The following is a 17,141-nucleotide window of genomic DNA, read 5'->3' as shown; positions in this document are numbered from 1 at the left end:
CTATGCTAGGAATATTCAATAAGACCAAAGCAACGGCATCAACACCTGCATCGACTGGCTTGTGGAAGTTGGCGATGCGACGCCTAAAGGCCGATAAATTAGCGATGGTGTCGTTGTTCGTTGTACTGTGCTATTTCGTGGTGTTGCTATTGTCGATGACAGGCTTGGTTGCATCCAATTGGAATAAAGAAGTGGCTGTTAGTTATGCACCTCCAAGTTTTATTGGGGCGGAACTCAATGAAACAGCCAAAACCAAAGCATCAGCAGAAGATATGGCATTGCCTGAAAATCCTGTTGATCCTTTAAAAGATGTAATTGCTGAACTGAATGCAGAGATTGCGACTGAGCAAGGTGTTGCCAATGCAATTGACTACTATGGCGTTGTAGATCCATTAGCAGAAGATATGAAGGCGATTGATCAGCAATTGGGTGGTCATTTGTTAGATCAACAGAGTGAGCTAAAACAAACTTTACCGTTTGGTGCGGATAAATGGGGGCAGGATGTCCTGCAAAAAACCATTAAGGGTGCTGAAACATCTATTATTGTTGGCGTAGTAGCAGCATTACTTGCTGTCGTGATTGGGACAATTTTAGGGGCTATTTCTGGCTACTTCGGTGGTTGGGTCGATGATATTTTAAACTGGTTTTATAACATTTTTACCTCGATTCCGTATTTGCTCTTGGTTCTTGCGATTGCTGCTGTACTACAGCAAAAGGGGATCTTGTCAATTGTCCTCATTCTAGGACTTACTGGGTGGACGGGGGTGTATCGTCTGATTCGTGCAGAGTATATGAAACATACGTCGCGTGAATATGTGCTCGCTGCCAAAGCGATAGGGGTGAGTCATTTCCGACGCATCTTTGTGCATATCTTTCCGAACGTCAGTCATATTGCATTGGTGCAAATCTCGATTTTAGTGGTGGCCTTTATTAAGTCAGAAGTGATTTTGAGCTTCTTGGGATTTGGTGTTCCTGTTGGGGTTGTGTCATGGGGTAGCATGCTTAATGAAGCACAAAGTGAATTGATTTTAGGTAAATGGTGGCAGCTTATAGCAGCATCTGTAGCAATGGCGGTTTTAGTTACGGCATTTTCGATGTTTACTGATGCACTGCGTGATGCATTAGATCCAAAATTGAAATAAGGAGGAGTAAAGGATGACGGAAAAAAATCAAACTGTTAAACCAACGCTCCTCAGTGTTCAAAACCTGAAAGTGAGCTTTAAAGCCGAAGATAAAAGCTATATCGAAACGGTCAAAGGAATATCTTTTGACATTCCTGCCAATACAACTGTGGCACTTGTGGGAGAATCTGGCAGTGGCAAGTCGGTGACCTCGTTGGCAACTATGGGGCTGTTGCCACGTGATCAAAGCCGTATAGATGCAAGTAGTAAAATTGTTTTTGAAGGGCAGGATTTACTGAGTCTGTCACCAAGAGAAATGCGTAATATCTGCGGTAAAGATATTGCGATGATTTTTCAGGAACCGATGTCGTCACTCAATCCTGTCTTTACGGTGGGCGATCAAATTGCCGAAGTATTACGACTTCATCTAGGTATGGGGCGTAAGCAGGCAAGAGCAAGGACTTTGGAATTATTGAAGGAAGTGGGTATTCCTTCTCCTGAAACGAAAATTGATGCTTATCCTAGCCAAATGTCAGGTGGCCAACAGCAACGTGTCATGATTGCTATGGCGATTGCATGTGAGCCAAAGTTGTTAATTGCTGATGAGCCAACCACGGCACTTGATGTGACAATTCAAAAGCAAATTTTAGATTTACTTGAAGCCTTGCAAAAGAAACGTGAGATGTCGATGCTGTTCATTACGCATGATTTAGCATTGGTAAGCGAAATTGCCGATCAGGTGATTGTCATGCGTCATGGAGAAATCCGTGAACAAGGCTTGGTCAATGAAGTGCTGGATCATCCTAAAGATATCTACACTCGAGCTTTGCTTAAGTGTCGTCCACAGATGTCAGAGCGTCCTTATAAATTACCGATGATCAGTGATTTTATGCGTCAAAATGGTGATGAGCTGATTGAGGATGTGCATTTATCTGAGGAAACCCGTAGACAACGAACGCGTGGTCTTACGGGTAATGAACAGATTATTTTAGATGTCAAAGACCTGAAAAAATCGTTCTATAGCCGCAAGGGTTTATTTGGTAAGGATGAGTATCAGGCGGTCAAAGGTGTCTCGTTTCAACTGGCGAAAGGTAAAACGCTCGGGTTGGTTGGAGAGTCTGGCTCAGGTAAAACCACAATTGGCCTTTTACTGATGCGTCTACAGGAAGCGACAGGTGGTCAGGCGCTGTTTGAAGGTCATGATATTTTGGCGATGAGTGACAAAGAATTTACTCAATATCAGCGCAAAATACAGATCATTTTCCAAAACCCATATGCTTCGCTCAATCCACGATTTACTGTGGGTCAAATTTTGATGGAGCCGATGCAAGTGCATCAGATAGGGAAGGATGATGCTGAACGCGAGCAAATGGCGTTTGATTTGCTTGAACGTGTCAGTTTGCCTGCCCAAGCATTTTATCGCTATCCACATGAGTTTTCTGGTGGTCAGCGTCAACGTATTGCCATTGCACGATGCTTGACCTTAAAGCCAGAAATTTTGATCTGTGATGAGTCTGTCTCTGCCCTAGATGTTTCGGTTCAAGCCCAAGTTCTGAATTTATTGCAAGATTTACAAGATGAATTTGGTTTGAGCTATATCTTTATTTCACATGATTTATCTGTGGTGAAATATATTTCTGACCAAATCATGGTGATGAACCATGGTGATATCGTTGAAATTGCAAACTCGGATGAGCTGTATCGATCACCACAGCATGAATATACCAAGCGTTTGCTGAGTGCGATTCCACAAACCACTGAACAATTTATTTAGTGTTGGTATAAAAAAACCGCTCAAATGAGCGGTTTTTTTATACTTAAGAAATTAAAATTTCTTAAAGCCTTTGTTGTTTCCGCTAAATGCACGACTTGGCACAGAGTCATTACGACGCTCACGATTGCCAAAATTGTCGTTACGACGTTCACGGTTACCGAAGTTTTCACTGTTGCGATCATTACGGTTATTGTTGAAACCGTCGTTGCGACGCTCTGAACGATTAAATCCATTGCCTTGGAAACCACCTTCAGTACGACCAGTACGACGTTCGCCACGATTGTCTTGATAACCATTGCTTTGTTGTGGCTGGTTTTCGTCACTGTCACGACGTTGTTGGCGTAAGTAACCACCACGACGTGCTGCCATTGGTTTGTCTTGCATACGTTCAGTACGACGTTTCGCCATACCAAACAGGCCAGTACCTTGACGTGGTTTAAGCTCAACTGACTTGGTTAAGTTGTCAATATCTTGTTTATCTAGCTCGATCCAACGACCAGTACGTAGTTCGCGTGGCAGAATTACTGAACCATAACGTGTACGTAAAAGACGGCTCACTTTTAAGCCTTGAGATTCGAAAATACGACGAACTTCGCGGTTACGACCTTCTTTTACAACCACTTGATACCAACGGTTAATACCGTCACCACCAATTTCAGAGAATGACTCAAATTTTGCAGGGCCATCATCTAAAACAACGCCTTGTAACATGTTGTTTTTTAACTGAGGAGTGACTTCACCCATGACACGAACGGCATATTCACGTTCGATTTCGCTAGAAGGGTGCATTAAACGGTTCGCCAGTTCACCGTCATTCGTGAACAGCAATAGACCTGTAGAGTTGATATCTAGACGACCCACCATCACCCAACGATCACCTGTAATTTGAGGTAATTGTTCAAATACCGTTGGACGGTTTTCAGGGTCATTGCGTGAGCAAATTTCGCCTTCTGGTTTGTAGTAAATCAACACACGGCGACGAATCTCGTCTTCAATTTGGAACTGAACTTTACGACCATCGATGCGAAGCTCATCACCCGGTTCAATACGTTCACCCACTTGGGCAACTTGCCCATTTACGCTCACACGACCAGCGGCAATGACTTCTTCCATATAACGGCGAGAACCCAAACCAACGCGTGCGAGCACCTTTTGCAATTTTTCACTCATGACAGCATAACCTTAGAAATTATCATCAACAGTTCACCTATTTATGACTTCGGTGCATTTGCATCGAGGGCCATAAAAGCTTCCTTGGCATCCTGCAGGGGAGGCAATTGGCCCAAAGAGGTTAGACCAAAAGCATTTAAAAATTGAGGCGTTGTAACTAACAACGCGGGTCGTCCTGGGAGTTCACGAAAACCAGATTCTTTAATCCAGTTCCAGTCAAATAACGTACGTAAAATTTGACTATTGTTGGTCACCCCACGGATTTGCTCAATATCTGCGCGGGTTACCGGTTGATGGTAAGCAATGACAGAAAGAGTTTCGAGCAAGGATGGCGATAAACGAGTTGGTCGTTCAGGCCAGGTCTGTGCAATAATATTACGATATTTTGCACGTACTTGAAAACGGAAACCTTGAGCGGTTTCAACAAGTTCAATTGATCTGCCGTGTTGCAGCATTGAAAGTTGCTGCAAATATTGGCGTAATTCGGTTTTACTGAAACGGTCTTGGAAAGCCTCTTTTAAACGGGCAATACTCACCGCCGCTTCACTGGCAAAAATAATGGCTTCAAGCTGCATCAAAATTTCATGCAGATTATCTTCTGAAGACACTGCAGTCATTTGTTTAAGTTCAGTGTTCATGCACGTGCTCCCTGAATTGCAAGCGGTGCTTCTACACCTGATGCGACAATTTGAACTTTTTGTTGGCGTGTCAGTTCCAACACGGCCATAAATGTCACGACAACACCCATGCGGCCTTGGCTTGGCTTGAGTAAGTCCGCAAAATCTAATACTTTACCTGACTCAAGCTTAGTTTCGATATAAGCAATGCGTTCTTCGAGTAAAACAGGCTCTTGTAAAATTTGGTGGGTAACCGGTTCTGGTCGATTAAAAACACAGAGTATGGCATCACGAAGTAATTGAATGTCATAGCCATCATTGGTTTCGACTATTGTTCCTAAACTGACATTGGTATCGAAAGTATCTCGATCCAACACTGACATTTGACCTAATCTTTCCGCAGCTTGTTTGATGCGCAAATACGTTTCTAAACGGTCAATCAATTCTTGTTTAGGATCTTGTTCATGTGCCGCGGTCGATTTAGGTTTTGGCAATAATAGACGCGATTTTAAATCGGCCAATAGGGCTGCCATCACCATATAGTCTGCGGTTAATTCAATATCTAGGGATTTCATTGCATCCATATAAGACAAATATTGGGATGCAATCGGGGCAATATCGACTTGTAATAAGTCGAAGCCATTTTTTTGAATCAGGTAAATCAGAAAGTCGAGTGGTCCTTCGAAATGCTCTAATAGAATTTCAAATGCAGCGGGTGGAATGTACAAATCTTCTGGAATAGCTTCTTGCCACTCATCCAAAACGCGAATGTGTGGAGCATCTTCCATAGAATTATGGACAGTTTGGTTCATTGCAATTATAGGCCACGCGAATTTTCAAAGGCATGCAGACAGCTTTCGCTTCGATCTCACATCGAAAGTAAAAGCACAAAAGTTATGGGGAATAGTGTAATGGAAAAATGCGTTTAAAGAAATTACTGAACGGTTGAATTGGGTAAAAAACTTAAAATTTATAGGGAATAGGCTTTATTTATACACATGTAAAATTTTAAAGCTGTGATATCGATCACATCTTGTGTTAATTGTAAAAAATACACTCATCACTCAATGAACTCATTTAAGCTGTGATATCTGGATGATGGGCGTCCAGCATGAAATGATTTGAATGAATTGACTAAAAGAATATTTGCTATGCCACAACAATATAATCAATGGGGTCAGGCCGTAGGGATGACGTTGGCGCAGTTTGAACCTTGCCAGTTCAGGTGTAAAACCGAAGAGGGGCAATCTGTTCGACTTATTCCGATGTTGCCCGATCAGCTTGATGATAGTCTTTTACAGCGGCTATGGCAGACAGTACAACTAGAACCTGATGAACGCTGTTGGACGTATTTGCCTTATTCTCAAATTCTAAGCATGCAGCAATTGCTTGATTATTTTCAGCATTCCTTTCATTTTGCCGGTTCGATACATTATGTCATTGAAGTTGGTGATGCCATTGTAGGATGGGTTGGTTTGCTTAATGTACGCCCAGCACATGCTGTCATTGAAATTGGCAATGTCTATTTTTCAAGTTTAATGAAGCAATCAACCGCAGCAACAGAAACCATTTATCTATTGTTAAAAGCATGCTTTGCAGCGGGATATCGACGGGTGGAGTGGAAGTGTGATGACTTGAACACGCCTTCGAAAAACGCTGCTTTGCGTTTTGGCTTTCAATTTGAAGGGTTGTTTCGTCAACATGTGATAGTGAAAGGTCGTAATCGTGATACTGCTTGGTTTGCGATGTTGGATCAGGATTGGCCAATGTTGTCTCAAGCATATGAAGCTTGGCTCAATACAAATAATTTTGATGAGCAGGGACAACAAAAAATTCACTTAAAAGAATTTATGCAGCTTTATTGCGCTTGAGCAAAAGCACACTATCAAGGTTTTAAGCCTGTTAGTAAGACCCTTTGTTCAAGTGCAAATTCGATAATGTGTTGGCACTGTGCTTGCGAGCAGAGATTTTGACTAGCTCTACGTTTAAACAGCGATTTGACCGTTGATGCATGTAGAAAGTAAGAAAAAGCCTGCGGCTGTGTTGTCGCTATTGGTGAAATTAAATTTTTATCTATTGCCCTTAGTTGAGCCGTGGATTCTAAAGTCCAAGGCTCAGTGGCATATATAGCAAGATGATTGAGACTGCTTTGCTCGGAGACACTGAGGTCTGTCGCATTTTGGAGCTTGAGTAAAATCTGAAATAAAGTCATCAGGTCGATTCCTTTATCGAAAGGTGCTTTAACCGCGTTTTGAGCCGATGTATTTTACATGCTGTGCTTCTAATCGACAGCATGTATTTAATAGTACATGCTATTCAAATGCACTGACATCACCGACACCACGGCGAATCACTTCAGGGTATTCACCTGCAAGGTTTACAACGCTAGTGGTATTTAAAGTACCTAAACCGCCATCAATCAATACATCTATGCGTTTGCCGATTTGCAGTTCAATTTCGTAAGGATCATCAATCGGTTCTTTTTGGCCTGGTAAAATTAAGGTCGATGTTAATAAAGGCTCACCGAGCTCTTTGAGTAATAATTGGCAAATCGGGTTGCTCGGAATACGCAGTCCAATGGTTTTCTTTTTAGGATGCATTAAACGGCGAGGAACTTCACTGGTCGCAGGTAAAATAAAGGTAGTGACAGCAGGGGTGTTATTTTTCAATAAACGATACATGGCATTGTCGACTTTGGCATAAGTGGCAATGTCAGATAAATCTGCACAAATAATCGCATATTGATGTTTAGCATCGAGCTGACGAATTTGGGCAATGCGTTCCATGGCATTTTTGTTCCCAATCTGGCAACCGATGGCATAGGCGGCATCTGTAGGATAAACCACCACATCGCCGGCACGAATCCGTTCAACGGCCTGCGTAATTAAACGGGGCTGAGGATTTTCCGGATGTATTCTTAAATGCAACATGTCGTTTTCCTCTTATTATTAAAAGCTCTAGACATTATGTCGCGGTCCATTCGCTTTGTGCAACGTGAAATGCAGTCAAATTGTATAATTTAATCAAGCATTTCACGTTGAAATTCATTCGCCTGTAACATTTTGCCAGCACGTGTACAGTGGCAAATGCATTGGATAAAGCGCCAAGCATCGCGTGGAAGTTTGGCTTCACCTTTAAAATAAGCCTGTAATTGTGCATAGACATTATCTTTAAAGCTGCTGCCATCTCCTCCTTCACCAGTGAGGTTATCGAGTGATACACGAAACTTACGTCCAAAGGCTTTGGCAAATAACCATTCGATCGCTTGGGGCTTAATTTCTACCTGTTCAAAGAGGGCTTGTTGCTCTTTGCTGCGACCATCTGGTGCATACCAATAGCCTAAATCGGGAAGTAAACGACGTTGATCGCCAGCAATAGTCCAATGGCTAATTTCATGCAGGGCGCTATTGAAATAACCATGGGCAAATTGAATACGGGCAGGGCCGTTTGAATCGGCAGGAAAGTACTCGGGCTCAAAGTCACCTTTCACTAAGCTCACATTCAGGTGGGAAAACCAATGATTAAAGTGTAAGATGAGCCAATCGACGTGTTCTGTTTCTGTGGAAAGTTTCTCCCAAGCCGAGAGTTGCACTTGGTCAGTTGAAATGTCAGAATCAAGCGTTGAAATTGTGCTCATAAGTGATGAAACATTCACTTCTGTTTGCGGCTGCAACAGATGCATAACTTAAGTTACCCAAATGGTCTGTCTAAATAAGTACAAAATTGTATCTTAATCTTTGACAGAGTACTGATGAATTTGTAGAATTGCCGCCTTAATTATGTCAGCAAATACCTTTCCGGCACAGATTGAGCCGTTTAAATGGGCTGAACAGGGCTTTAAATGGTCAGGAACACTGCCATTATCTCGCTTTGTTCGTATTGCTCGTGAAGCTGTTGGATCAATTGATGATCAATTGATTAACATAGACTGTAAGCTATCAATGGATGCTTATCATCGCATTGTATGGCTAGATGGTCATGTTGAAACAAATGTTCCAATGGAATGCCAGCGTTGTCTGGATACTGTTGAGATTCCACTTGTTTTAAGTTTTCATCTAGCTCTTGTAGATGACGAGTCACTGATAGAGCGCTTGGATGAGGATGCTGATTTCATCGTTTTAGGTGAAAGTGAAGCAACAACCAAAGGTTCATATGATGCGCCTGCGACTGCTGATTTACTCTCACTGATAGAGGATGAATTGTTATTGTTGATGCCTTTGTCACCTAAGCATGACGCTTGTGAACATAAGCATCAACCTGCCGCTGAAGAGCTTGTTGAAGAAAAACGGGACAACCCGTTTGATGTTTTGGCAGGTTTGAAGGGTAAACTTAACTAATTTTTGTGTTATACTCTTGAGTATAAGACAATCGAATTTGTTCTGATCCATTTTTTCGATCTTTGTAAGGAGCCATCATGGCCGTTCAGCAAAACCGTAAAAGTCGCTCTCGCCGTGACATGCGCCGTTCACATGACGCTTTAACCGAGAATGCATTAACTGTAGACCAAGCTACTGGCGAGACTCACCGTCGTCACCACGTATCTAAAGATGGTATCTACCGTGGTCGTCAATTATTCGCTAAAGCATCTGCTGAATAATTGGTGATGTATTAAGCGTCAAGCTTAGTAGAAAAAATGGGAGCGTTAAGCTCCCTTTTTTTGTACCGATTTTTTGTTGCATTTGGCAATTACCAAGACAAAAATTAAGTGTTAAATTTCCGTCCTTGAAACAAGCTTACATGGGATTGTGTTGAATAAATGTCCAAATAGCATAAATTCACCAGTCTTGATAAAGGATTTTTTTATGTCTGCTAAACAACTCGAGCAAGCAGCTCAAGCTACTAAAACTGCATTCGTGTTCCCGGGTCAAGGGTCACAGAAAGTCGGCATGCTCGCTGAACTTGCAGAACAGTTTAGTAGTGTGCAAGCAACATTTGCAGAAGCATCAGAAGCGGCTGGCTTTGATCTTTGGCAAATTGCTCAAAGTGGTGAAGGGTTAAACCAAACAGAATTTACTCAACCTGTGCTACTGACTGCCAGTATTGCTTTATGGCGTGTGTGGTTAGAGTTAGGTGGTGTTGCACCGAAATACCTTGCGGGTCACTCTTTAGGTGAATACAGCGCCTTGGTTGCTGCGGGAGCGATGAGCCTAGGTGATGCCGTTAAATTGGTGAACCTACGTGGTCAGTTAATGCAAAGTGCTGTACCTGAAGGTCAAGGTGCAATGGCGGCAATTTTGGGTCTAGATGATGCAAAAGTCGTTGAACTTTGTGCTCAAGCAGAAGGCCCAGGTTCAGTAGATGCTGCAAACTACAATGCACAAGGTCAAGTTGTCATTGCGGGCGATAAAGCCATGGTTGAAGCGGTTATGGCTGCTGCTAAAGATAATGGCGGTAAGGCAATCGCACTTCCGGTTTCTGTGCCATCGCATTGTGCATTGATGAAACCTGCTGCTGAACAGTTTGCGACAGCATTGGAACAAACTGCCATTGAGCTGCCTACTATACCTGTAATACAAAATGTAGGCGCTGAAATCGCGACTGATGTAGCGCAATTACGTCAGGCGTTAACTGCACAGTTATACCAATCTGTACAGTGGACAAAGACCATGCAGTATTTGCAAGACCAAGGTATTCAGTACATTGCTGAATGTGGTCCGGGTAATGTCCTTGCGAATCTCGCAAAACGTTTGCCAAATATTGAAAAAGCATTCCCACTCGACACGAAAGGTCGTATGGAAGATGCACTGAATGCCATTTTAGTGGCAGAAGGGAAAATTGCATGACACAAGAACGCAAAGTTGCTTTAGTAACAGGTGCGAGCCGAGGGATTGGAGCAGCAATTGCTCAGCAATTGATTCAAGACGGTTATTTTGTTGTAGGTACGGCAACATCAGAAGCGGGTGCAGAAAAATTATCTGCTGCTTTTGCTGAAAATGGTGCGGGTAAAGTTCTAGATGTACGTGATGCAACTGCAATTGATGCATTGGTATCAGACATTGAGCAAAACTTTGGTTCTGTATTGGTTTTGGTGAACAATGCTGGTATTACCAAAGATAATTTGTTACTTCGTATGTCAGAAGATGATTGGGATGACATTCTCAACATTCATTTGAAAGCCGTTTATCGACTTTCTAAACGTGTTTTAAAGGGTATGACCAAAGCACGTTTTGGCCGAATTATTAATATTAGTTCTGTGGTTGCACATTTTGCTAACCCAGGACAAGCAAACTATTCTGCTGCAAAAGCAGGGATTGAGGCCTTTGGTCGCAGCCTTGCAAAAGAGATGGGAAGCCGCCAAATCACTGTAAATGCAGTGGCTCCGGGCTTTATTGCAACAGAAATGACAGAACAGTTAAGCGAAGAAATTCGTAAAAAGATGAGTGATCAAGTGGCTTTAAACCGTTTAGGTGAGCCACAAGATATCGCAAATGCCGTAAGTTTTCTTGCTTCTGAAAAGGCAAGTTACATTACCGGAACTGTATTACATGTAAATGGTGGTTTATACATGAGCTAAGCGCTCAAGTATAAACTTTCAAAACGATTTAGATTCAATTAAACTAACGGCATTAAAAACGCCACAAGCAATGAGGAGAATTCCTGTGAGCGATATCGAACAACGCGTAAAACAAGCAGTAGCTGAACAACTTGGTCTTAAAGCAGACGAGATCAAAAACGAAGCTTCTTTCATGGATGACTTAGGTGCAGACTCTCTAGACCTAGTTGAATTAGTTATGTCTTTCGAAAACGATTTCGACATCACTATTCCTGATGAAGATTCAAACGAAATCACTACTGTACAATCTGCAATTGACTACGTTTCTAAGAAACTAGGTTAATTTTAGATTTCAGCGATGCTGATTTAAAAAGCCACCATTCGGTGGCTTTTTTTATGCCGAATATTTTGTTTTTACATTAGCTTACGTTTCTGTCACCAACAACAACTCAAAAGCGGTTATTTTTTAGCTATAAAAATAGAGTTTGAACAATAGTTAAATGATTTAAAACAGTAAAAACAACGGAGAAAAACATGGGTCTTTTTGATTTTGTAAAAGGTATTGGTAAAAAAAATACAGCGCCTGCAGAACCTCAGGCAGCGCCAGCAACACCTTCTGAACCATCTGCACAAGAAATTGCCAATAAGTTATTGGGTCATATCAAAGCACTGGGCTTACCTGTAACAGGCTTGTCTGTGAGTTATAACGGGACTTCAGATCTAGCAACAGTGAAAGGTCAGGTACAAAGCCAAGCAGATCGTGAAAAGATTATCTTAGCAGTAGGAAATATTGATCATGTGGCGCAAGTGGATGATCAGTTAACAGTGACGAGTCCTGAGCCTGAAAGTAAATTCTACACTGTTAAATCAGGCGATAATCTTTCTAAGATTTCTAAAGAATTTTATGGTGATGCAAATCAATACAATAAAATTTTTGAAGCAAACCGTCCTTTGTTAAAAAATGCTGATGACATTTTCCCGGGGCAAGTGCTGCGTATTCCTGCATAAATATTTGTGTTTACAGTAAAAAAGCCATCTTTCGATGGCTTTTTTTTTGTTTTGCTTTTTTAAAGTTAACGCAGTAAACGTTGTATTTCACTAAGTAAACATGCAGGGTTAATTTGCTGGTGCGGTAAGCTTAGTGTGCGGTAACCGTCTTTACGCATTTTGCGGTCTATTTCAAACAGAATGTGTGTTTGCTGTGCTTCTGTGACAAAAGAAATCTAAACTTTATTAATTCCAGCCCCCCCTCATTGCTGTTGGCGGAACTCTAACTCTTGGTAGTAACTTAGAGTAGAGCGAAAATGCCCGCCATTAAATTGTCCGCGTTCAACATCTGCTGAGCAGAGGATATAACCGCATTGCTTGAATAATGCCTTGCATGAGAGGTGTTAGATAGGTTTGGATATAATCACGATCACTGGCATCTAAGCCCCAATCGACATCTAAGTGTGTATGCAGCCAAACATGTGTGCTGTTTCGTGCGCACTGTAACTGTGTCACTGGGGTTCAAAGGGTAGCTGGATGTTGAATGGCAATTGATGTGACTGGTTTGCTAGGAATTGAAATGCGCCGCTTATATGCCATTGTGCAATACAAAGCTCTTGCTTATGTTCATGGTCACCAGATTCGACTTCTGCTTGCGTCATCAGCTGCAGGTAAATGCCATTAATATTTTTATTGCTGGATGCGCCTTGGAAATTAATTTGGCCTTACAGGCTTTGACCGGGGTAAAGCCGTGATGTGTAGAGATGGGTGTCAATTTTAATGCCTTGCAGGCTAAGATTGGATAACACTTTATTGAGCATGAAATTTAAAGATATAAGAGACTGGGAAATATTGAAATTATACAAAGAGAATATTACGGTAAGGTGTTGTTTTGGTATTTATTTTGAGCTTTGGGGTGAATAAATTTGCTTTGTCATGGTGTGAGTGGCATAAGATGCAAGGCTGTTGAATAGAATAATGAAAACTAAATTAAGCAGGGGTTTATGCGATTATTAAAAGGTATTTTCGGATGTTTTTCTGTTTTGGGTATTTTATCTTGCGGTTTTGTTTATGCGGGTGAATATCAAACTAAATGTATTTCAGATAGTACTCAGCATAACGAGATTGGCTTGTTATATGGAAGAATTTGAGCAGGTGGATCAAAAACTGAATCAGATTTATCAGGTAAAAATCCATTCATTATCTGCGATTAAGGCAAAAGCTTTGCGAGAGTCATAGTGTCATTGGCTGCATTTAAAAGAGCAGGCGTGTATTGCAGATGAGGAGCAGTATGGTCGAGAAAGTCATTTTGATGCAATGCAATGTGAGATTGATTGGGTAAGCGAGAGGATTTTATTTCTCGAGAAGCAATAATGGATAGTAACAAATAAATAAAAGCCCCGAATTTTCGAGGCTTTGTGTATTTGGCTTAGAAGCTTGGCTTCACCACAACTAAAATAACCACCGCAAATAAAATCAAAGTTGGCATTTCATTAAAATAACGCCAGAATTTATGCGACTTATAATGTGCATTTTCGATAAGCTTTTTACGGTAATAACCACAAACCAAGTGATAAACAACTAAAAGGCCAACTAAACCTACTTTGAGGTAAAACCACAGTGCTTCATGGTAATGGCGTGTTGCATCGCCCCAATCTACTAAAAAGTGTGCAGTAATAAGTGTTGCGATCATCGCAGGCCACATAATGCCACGGTATAGCTTGCGTTCCATGATTTGAAAGCGCTGATGACTCGTAGCATCATCACTCATAGCGTGGTAGACATAAAGGCGAGGGAGATAGAATAGCGCTGCGAACCAGCAAACAACTGCGATGATATGTAATGCTTTGACCCAGAGGAAAGCATCTGATGGAGCATCCATATATTGACCCTTAAAAGGGCGGTGGGTGTGTGCTTTGGCACCGAAGTACCAAAGCAGCAAACTTTATATTAAGCTTCCCATTTTTTGAAAACGAGGCAAGCGTTTACACCGCCAAAACCAAAACTGTTACTCATCACAGTATTCAATTTTGCGTCACGTTTTTCAAGTACGATATCAAAAGGTTTTGCACCTTCGTCAAGTTCAGTCACGTTGATGTTTGGTGCAATAAAGTCATTTTGCATCATCAGAATAGAGTAAATCGCTTCTTGTACACCTGCAGCACCCAGGCTGTGACCAGTCATCGACTTGGTCGAGCTGAGTGGAGGAACTTGTCCTTCACCGAAAGCACGCTCCATTGCTTTAAGTTCAGTAACATCACCTGCCGGAGTAGATGTGCCGTGTGTATTAACATAGTCGATGGTATCTACACCATGTTGTTTAGCTTCTTCTAAAGCCATAAGGATACAACGCGTCGCACCTTCGCCAGATGGTGCAACCATGTCAGCACCATCAGAGTTTGCTGCATAGCCGACAACTTCAGCCAAAATGTTTGCGCCACGTGCTTGAGCATGCTCAAGAGATTCTAGTACAACAAAGCCACCGCCGCCAGCGATCACGAAACCGTCACGGTCAGCAGAGTAAGGTCGGGAAGCAGTTTCAGGGGTGTCATTGTATTTTGAACAAAGTGCGCCCATTGCATCAAATAAAAGACTTTGTGACCAATGGTCTTCTTCACCACCACCGGCAAGCATTAAGTCTTGTTTGCCTAATTGAATCAGGTTGTATGCATAACCAATGGCATCTGCAGATGTTGCACATGCGCTAGTAATGGTGTGTGCAATACCTTGCATTTTAAATGCAACACCCACGTTTGCAGTAATGGTGTTGGTCATGTTACGTGGTACAAAGAATGGACCAACTTTACGTGCACCTTTGGTGTCTAGAAGTTCTTTCATTTCAACAACAGATGCAGTTGAACCACCACCTGACCCACCCGCAATACCGTAACGTGGATTACCGCCAATTTGTTCTGCTGTTAAGCCTGCATTTTCTACCGCAGCCAAAGCTGAGTTGTATGCATACATTGCGCATACGCCCATAAAGCGTTTTAAACGGCGGTCAATACCGTCAAAGTTTTGTTCTGCAGCCGCACTGACATGACTTTTAAAATTAAGTTCAGCATAACTTGGGTTGAAACGTGTTCCAGAAATCCCGTTTTGCAAAGAATGAGTGACATCTTCTAATGTATTACCAATGCATGAGTTGATGCCCATACCAGTGATTACAACACGTTTCATCTACAGATCCTTTATAGGTAGTGTATGAGCAAGCTATAGAAAGTATACGAAGGAAACTTTCTAAATAGGCGAACTCATATAATTTGATTGGAATAATGATAGCAGAAAGCTTTTTGAATTCTTATGGCAAATCCTATGCCTATTGTTGACTGAGCTAATTTGCAACTTTACAGCAAAAAACTTAACTTAAAGATACATATTCAAGTTGTGATAAAGTTTGACTACACCTAGTATTTATCAATAATTTCAAGAATAGTTTTAATGAGGTAGGGAATGGCGAAAACGAATAATAAACCAACGGCAGGTCTACTCTCAAACGCCTTTGGAGTGGCTAAAAAGCTCAGTTCTACTGGGGTGTCCATCATTAATCATGTCGCACCCGAATCCGTAACTAAGGTCATTCAACCTCAAAAAAATGGTCAAACCTTGGAGGGGCAGTCAAGGCAAGCGGGCGTATTTGATGTAAAAAAATATGATAATCCTCAGCAAATCTTACGTGAACACGTTCCAAATGTTTCTAGACAATTATTCGGTCGACATTTTAATACTGTAAATAATGTGGCTAATTTTGTTGCTCCTCAGTTTAGTGACAAAATTTCTGATTATTTATTTGATCGACTTAATCATTTTAGTTCGGATATTTCATCTGTAGATGCTGTACTGGATGAAGCTGGGGTACGTGATTTAGAAGAGTTGACACAAGATGTCGATCGTTCGCGTCGTATTAGTCAGGCTCTGGGTGAGCAAAATAAATGGATTGCTTCGATTCAAGGGGCTTTAACAGGTGCGACAGGTGTCATTGGTTCAAGTATTGATATCCCTGCTTCACTGATTATGACTCTGCGAGTGATTTATCAAGTTGGACGTTCTTATGGTTTCGACTTAAGCAAAGAAAGTGACCAAGATATTGTTCAGTTTATTTTTAAACAGGTCGACTTGAGTTTAATTGCAGAAAAACAAACTTTGCTTATGGCAATAAAAGCTCTGAGTAGTACGCTACAAAATAGTGATTTACATCAATTGCAGCAATTGGTGGGTTCAGATACTGATGCAGCAGCATTGAAAAAATATGTACTAGATGAAAATGGTCAGTTTAAGTGGGCATGGCTCAATCAAATGCCAAAAGTTTCATTGTTAAATCAGCTATCACGATTATCTCCTGTGGCGAGTGTTGGTGTAAGTGTGGTGTATAGTCGCCGTTTAGTGGATGAAGTGAATCAGAAGGCACAGCAAGTCTTTTCTAATGCGCGCCAATATATTTTGCAGCATCAGGATATTAGCTTGTCACCTTTACATGCCTATGAGCGATCTCTTGAGTTGCTTGCTCAAGCAACACCTAAATTACTAGAAGGTATTAAGGCGAAAGATATTGATTTGGCTGAGCCGGTACTAGATCAGACCATAGATGTTACAGGTCATGAGAGTATCCGCGCAGTAAAAGTCATCAAAAAAGCACAAGTTAAAAACTCTGATGCAGCCGAAGTGGAAGTAGAGCAGGAACAAAAAGTCTCAGAAGGTTTGGAGGCACTTGCGGAGAAAGTTGTTGAGCCTCATGTACTCGGGGCTGCGCAAAAACCTGCTTTAGCTGAAAAAGATGAGTTTGAGGTGTTGGAATCTGTACAGCAGGAGGATGTCCCAGTGGAAAAAGCTGCACCCAAAACTAAGCCGCGTAAAGCCAAAACAGCAGCCGTAGATAAAGTTACAAAAAAATCAGCAGATTCTTCTGAAAAATAAACTATTTATTTGTGGGTGAAAAATTGCGCAACTCATGATGAATAAATGTTTTCGATGATCGTATA

18 protein-coding genes and 1 pseudogene are annotated in these 17,141 nt (G+C 41.6%); 10 read left to right on the top strand and 9 right to left on the bottom strand.

Annotated elements, in window-relative coordinates; all coding sequences use genetic code 11:
* Window positions 1–2 precede the first annotated feature (2 nt).
* Both LXF01_RS12995 and LXF01_RS12990 read left to right on the top strand, forming a co-directional pair.
* A complete protein-coding gene (locus LXF01_RS12995) occupies window positions 3–1,142 on the top strand; it encodes an ABC transporter permease (RefSeq protein WP_180025020.1) in 1,140 nt (379 codons plus the stop codon).
* Between the two features lie 13 nt (window positions 1,143–1,155).
* Window positions 1,156–2,895, top strand: coding sequence for an ABC transporter ATP-binding protein (locus LXF01_RS12990; RefSeq protein WP_180025021.1), 1,740 nt, complete (start codon window positions 1,156–1,158; stop codon window positions 2,893–2,895).
* A 51-nt stretch (window positions 2,896–2,946) separates the two neighbouring features.
* Here LXF01_RS12990 and rluB read toward each other — a convergent pair whose 3' ends face one another.
* From rluB to LXF01_RS12975, 3 genes are read right to left on the bottom strand one after another with little or no spacing between them, the layout of a single operon-like run.
* Window positions 2,947–4,065: a 23S rRNA pseudouridine(2605) synthase RluB gene (rluB, locus tag LXF01_RS12985; protein ID WP_078194228.1), complete on the bottom strand. Its 1,119-nt coding sequence runs from the start codon at window positions 4,063–4,065 to the stop codon at window positions 2,947–2,949.
* A 41-nt stretch (window positions 4,066–4,106) separates the two neighbouring features.
* Window positions 4,107–4,703 (bottom strand): SMC-Scp complex subunit ScpB, encoded by a 597-nt coding sequence (scpB, locus tag LXF01_RS12980; protein ID WP_078190063.1) that lies wholly within the window; start codon window positions 4,701–4,703, stop codon window positions 4,107–4,109.
* Complete coding sequence (locus LXF01_RS12975) at window positions 4,700–5,494, bottom strand: segregation and condensation protein A (RefSeq protein WP_233944506.1); 795 nt, start codon at window positions 5,492–5,494, stop codon at window positions 4,700–4,702. The genes scpB and LXF01_RS12975 overlap by 4 nt, the downstream gene beginning before the upstream one ends.
* A gap of 339 nt (window positions 5,495–5,833) precedes the next feature.
* On the opposite strand from LXF01_RS12975, the gene LXF01_RS12970 reads away from it, so the two are divergent.
* Window positions 5,834–6,553 carry a GNAT family N-acetyltransferase gene (locus LXF01_RS12970; RefSeq protein WP_233944505.1) on the top strand — a complete coding sequence of 240 codons (720 nt, stop codon included), beginning with the start codon at window positions 5,834–5,836 and terminating at the stop codon, window positions 6,551–6,553.
* Window positions 6,554–6,567: 14 nt separating this feature from the next.
* On the opposite strand, the gene LXF01_RS12965 is transcribed toward LXF01_RS12970, so the two are convergent.
* The 3 genes from LXF01_RS12965 to LXF01_RS12955 all read right to left on the bottom strand — a co-directional run bounded on the left by LXF01_RS12965 (window position 6,568) and on the right by LXF01_RS12955 (window position 8,364).
* Window positions 6,568–6,894 carry a hypothetical protein gene (locus tag LXF01_RS12965; RefSeq protein ID WP_233944504.1) on the bottom strand — a complete coding sequence of 109 codons (327 nt, stop codon included), beginning with the start codon at window positions 6,892–6,894 and terminating at the stop codon, window positions 6,568–6,570.
* 100 nt (window positions 6,895–6,994) lie between these two features.
* The gene (locus tag LXF01_RS12960) at window positions 6,995–7,612 is read right to left on the bottom strand and encodes an L-threonylcarbamoyladenylate synthase (protein ID WP_078190059.1); all 618 of its coding nucleotides are present in this window, start codon (window positions 7,610–7,612) and stop codon (window positions 6,995–6,997) included.
* Window positions 7,613–7,701: 89 nt separating this feature from the next.
* Complete coding sequence (locus tag LXF01_RS12955) at window positions 7,702–8,364, bottom strand: elongation factor P hydroxylase (protein ID WP_180005434.1); 663 nt, start codon at window positions 8,362–8,364, stop codon at window positions 7,702–7,704.
* 97 nt (window positions 8,365–8,461) lie between these two features.
* Between LXF01_RS12955 and LXF01_RS12950 the strand changes: the two genes are divergently transcribed.
* The 6 genes from LXF01_RS12950 to lysM all read left to right on the top strand — a co-directional run bounded on the left by LXF01_RS12950 (window position 8,462) and on the right by lysM (window position 12,183).
* On the top strand, window positions 8,462–9,019 hold the full coding sequence (locus LXF01_RS12950) for a YceD family protein (protein ID WP_078190057.1): 558 nt from the start codon (window positions 8,462–8,464) through the stop codon (window positions 9,017–9,019).
* A gap of 77 nt (window positions 9,020–9,096) precedes the next feature.
* Window positions 9,097–9,279 (top strand): 50S ribosomal protein L32, encoded by a 183-nt coding sequence (gene rpmF / locus LXF01_RS12945; RefSeq protein WP_004279227.1) that lies wholly within the window; start codon window positions 9,097–9,099, stop codon window positions 9,277–9,279.
* Between the two features lie 205 nt (window positions 9,280–9,484).
* Window positions 9,485–10,465, top strand: coding sequence for an ACP S-malonyltransferase (gene fabD / locus LXF01_RS12940; RefSeq protein WP_233944503.1), 981 nt, complete (start codon window positions 9,485–9,487; stop codon window positions 10,463–10,465).
* Window positions 10,462–11,196 carry a 3-oxoacyl-ACP reductase FabG gene (fabG, locus tag LXF01_RS12935; protein WP_078190055.1) on the top strand — a complete coding sequence of 245 codons (735 nt, stop codon included), beginning with the start codon at window positions 10,462–10,464 and terminating at the stop codon, window positions 11,194–11,196. Before fabD ends, fabG begins: the two co-directional genes overlap by 4 nt.
* Window positions 11,197–11,281: 85 nt before the next feature.
* Entirely contained in the window at window positions 11,282–11,518 is a 237-nt protein-coding gene (gene acpP, locus LXF01_RS12930; RefSeq protein WP_078190054.1) for an acyl carrier protein, read from the top strand.
* A 191-nt stretch (window positions 11,519–11,709) separates the two neighbouring features.
* Window positions 11,710–12,183 (top strand): peptidoglycan-binding protein LysM, encoded by a 474-nt coding sequence (lysM, locus tag LXF01_RS12925; RefSeq protein ID WP_078190053.1) that lies wholly within the window; start codon window positions 11,710–11,712, stop codon window positions 12,181–12,183.
* A gap of 321 nt (window positions 12,184–12,504) precedes the next feature.
* Here lysM and LXF01_RS17615 read toward each other — a convergent pair.
* The 3 genes and pseudogenes from LXF01_RS17615 to LXF01_RS12910 form a co-directional block, all read right to left on the bottom strand.
* Window positions 12,505–12,827: pseudogene (locus LXF01_RS17615) on the bottom strand (sporulation protein).
* A gap of 764 nt (window positions 12,828–13,591) precedes the next feature.
* Window positions 13,592–14,044 (bottom strand): protoporphyrinogen oxidase HemJ, encoded by a 453-nt coding sequence (gene hemJ, locus LXF01_RS12915; protein WP_233944502.1) that lies wholly within the window; start codon window positions 14,042–14,044, stop codon window positions 13,592–13,594.
* Window positions 14,045–14,112: 68 nt separating this feature from the next.
* Entirely contained in the window at window positions 14,113–15,342 is a 1,230-nt protein-coding gene (locus LXF01_RS12910; RefSeq protein WP_111885033.1) for a beta-ketoacyl synthase N-terminal-like domain-containing protein, read from the bottom strand.
* A 273-nt stretch (window positions 15,343–15,615) separates the two neighbouring features.
* Here LXF01_RS12910 and LXF01_RS12905 point away from each other — a divergent pair, with 273 nt between their 5' ends.
* A complete protein-coding gene (locus tag LXF01_RS12905; protein ID WP_233944501.1) occupies window positions 15,616–17,076 on the top strand; it encodes an EcsC family protein in 1,461 nt (486 codons plus the stop codon).
* The last annotated feature ends 65 nt before the right edge of the window (window positions 17,077–17,141 follow it).

The organism is Acinetobacter sp. SH20PTE14, from assembly GCF_021391555.1.
GTDB classification, from domain to species: Bacteria; Pseudomonadota; Gammaproteobacteria; order Pseudomonadales; family Moraxellaceae; genus Acinetobacter; species Acinetobacter amyesii.
This window is presented reverse-complemented; position numbering and strand designations above follow the sequence as displayed.

Bases quoted from the DNA above. Each gene is read 5' to 3' on its own strand.
- LXF01_RS12995 (WP_180025020.1), top strand. From the start codon at position 3: ATGCTAGGAATATTCAATAAGACCAAAGCAACGGCATCAACACCTGCA.
- LXF01_RS12990 (WP_180025021.1), top strand. From the start codon at position 1,156: ATGACGGAAAAAAATCAAACTGTTAAACCAACGCTCCTCAGTGTTCAA.
- rluB (WP_078194228.1), bottom strand. From the start codon at position 4,065: ATGAGTGAAAAATTGCAAAAGGTGCTCGCACGCGTTGGTTTGGGTTCT.
- scpB (WP_078190063.1), bottom strand. From the start codon at position 4,703: ATGAACACTGAACTTAAACAAATGACTGCAGTGTCTTCAGAAGATAAT.
- LXF01_RS12975 (WP_233944506.1), bottom strand. From the start codon at position 5,494: ATGAACCAAACTGTCCATAATTCTATGGAAGATGCTCCACACATTCGC.
- LXF01_RS12970 (WP_233944505.1), top strand. From the start codon at position 5,834: ATGCCACAACAATATAATCAATGGGGTCAGGCCGTAGGGATGACGTTG.
- LXF01_RS12965 (WP_233944504.1), bottom strand. From the start codon at position 6,894: ATGACTTTATTTCAGATTTTACTCAAGCTCCAAAATGCGACAGACCTC.
- LXF01_RS12960 (WP_078190059.1), bottom strand. From the start codon at position 7,612: ATGTTGCATTTAAGAATACATCCGGAAAATCCTCAGCCCCGTTTAATT.
- LXF01_RS12955 (WP_180005434.1), bottom strand. From the start codon at position 8,364: ATGCATCTGTTGCAGCCGCAAACAGAAGTGAATGTTTCATCACTTATG.
- LXF01_RS12950 (WP_078190057.1), top strand. From the start codon at position 8,462: ATGTCAGCAAATACCTTTCCGGCACAGATTGAGCCGTTTAAATGGGCT.
- rpmF (WP_004279227.1), top strand. From the start codon at position 9,097: ATGGCCGTTCAGCAAAACCGTAAAAGTCGCTCTCGCCGTGACATGCGC.
- fabD (WP_233944503.1), top strand. From the start codon at position 9,485: ATGTCTGCTAAACAACTCGAGCAAGCAGCTCAAGCTACTAAAACTGCA.
- fabG (WP_078190055.1), top strand. From the start codon at position 10,462: ATGACACAAGAACGCAAAGTTGCTTTAGTAACAGGTGCGAGCCGAGGG.
- lysM (WP_078190053.1), top strand. From the start codon at position 11,710: ATGGGTCTTTTTGATTTTGTAAAAGGTATTGGTAAAAAAAATACAGCG.
- hemJ (WP_233944502.1), bottom strand. From the start codon at position 14,044: ATGGATGCTCCATCAGATGCTTTCCTCTGGGTCAAAGCATTACATATC.
- LXF01_RS12910 (WP_111885033.1), bottom strand. From the start codon at position 15,342: ATGAAACGTGTTGTAATCACTGGTATGGGCATCAACTCATGCATTGGT.
- LXF01_RS12905 (WP_233944501.1), top strand. From the start codon at position 15,616: ATGGCGAAAACGAATAATAAACCAACGGCAGGTCTACTCTCAAACGCC.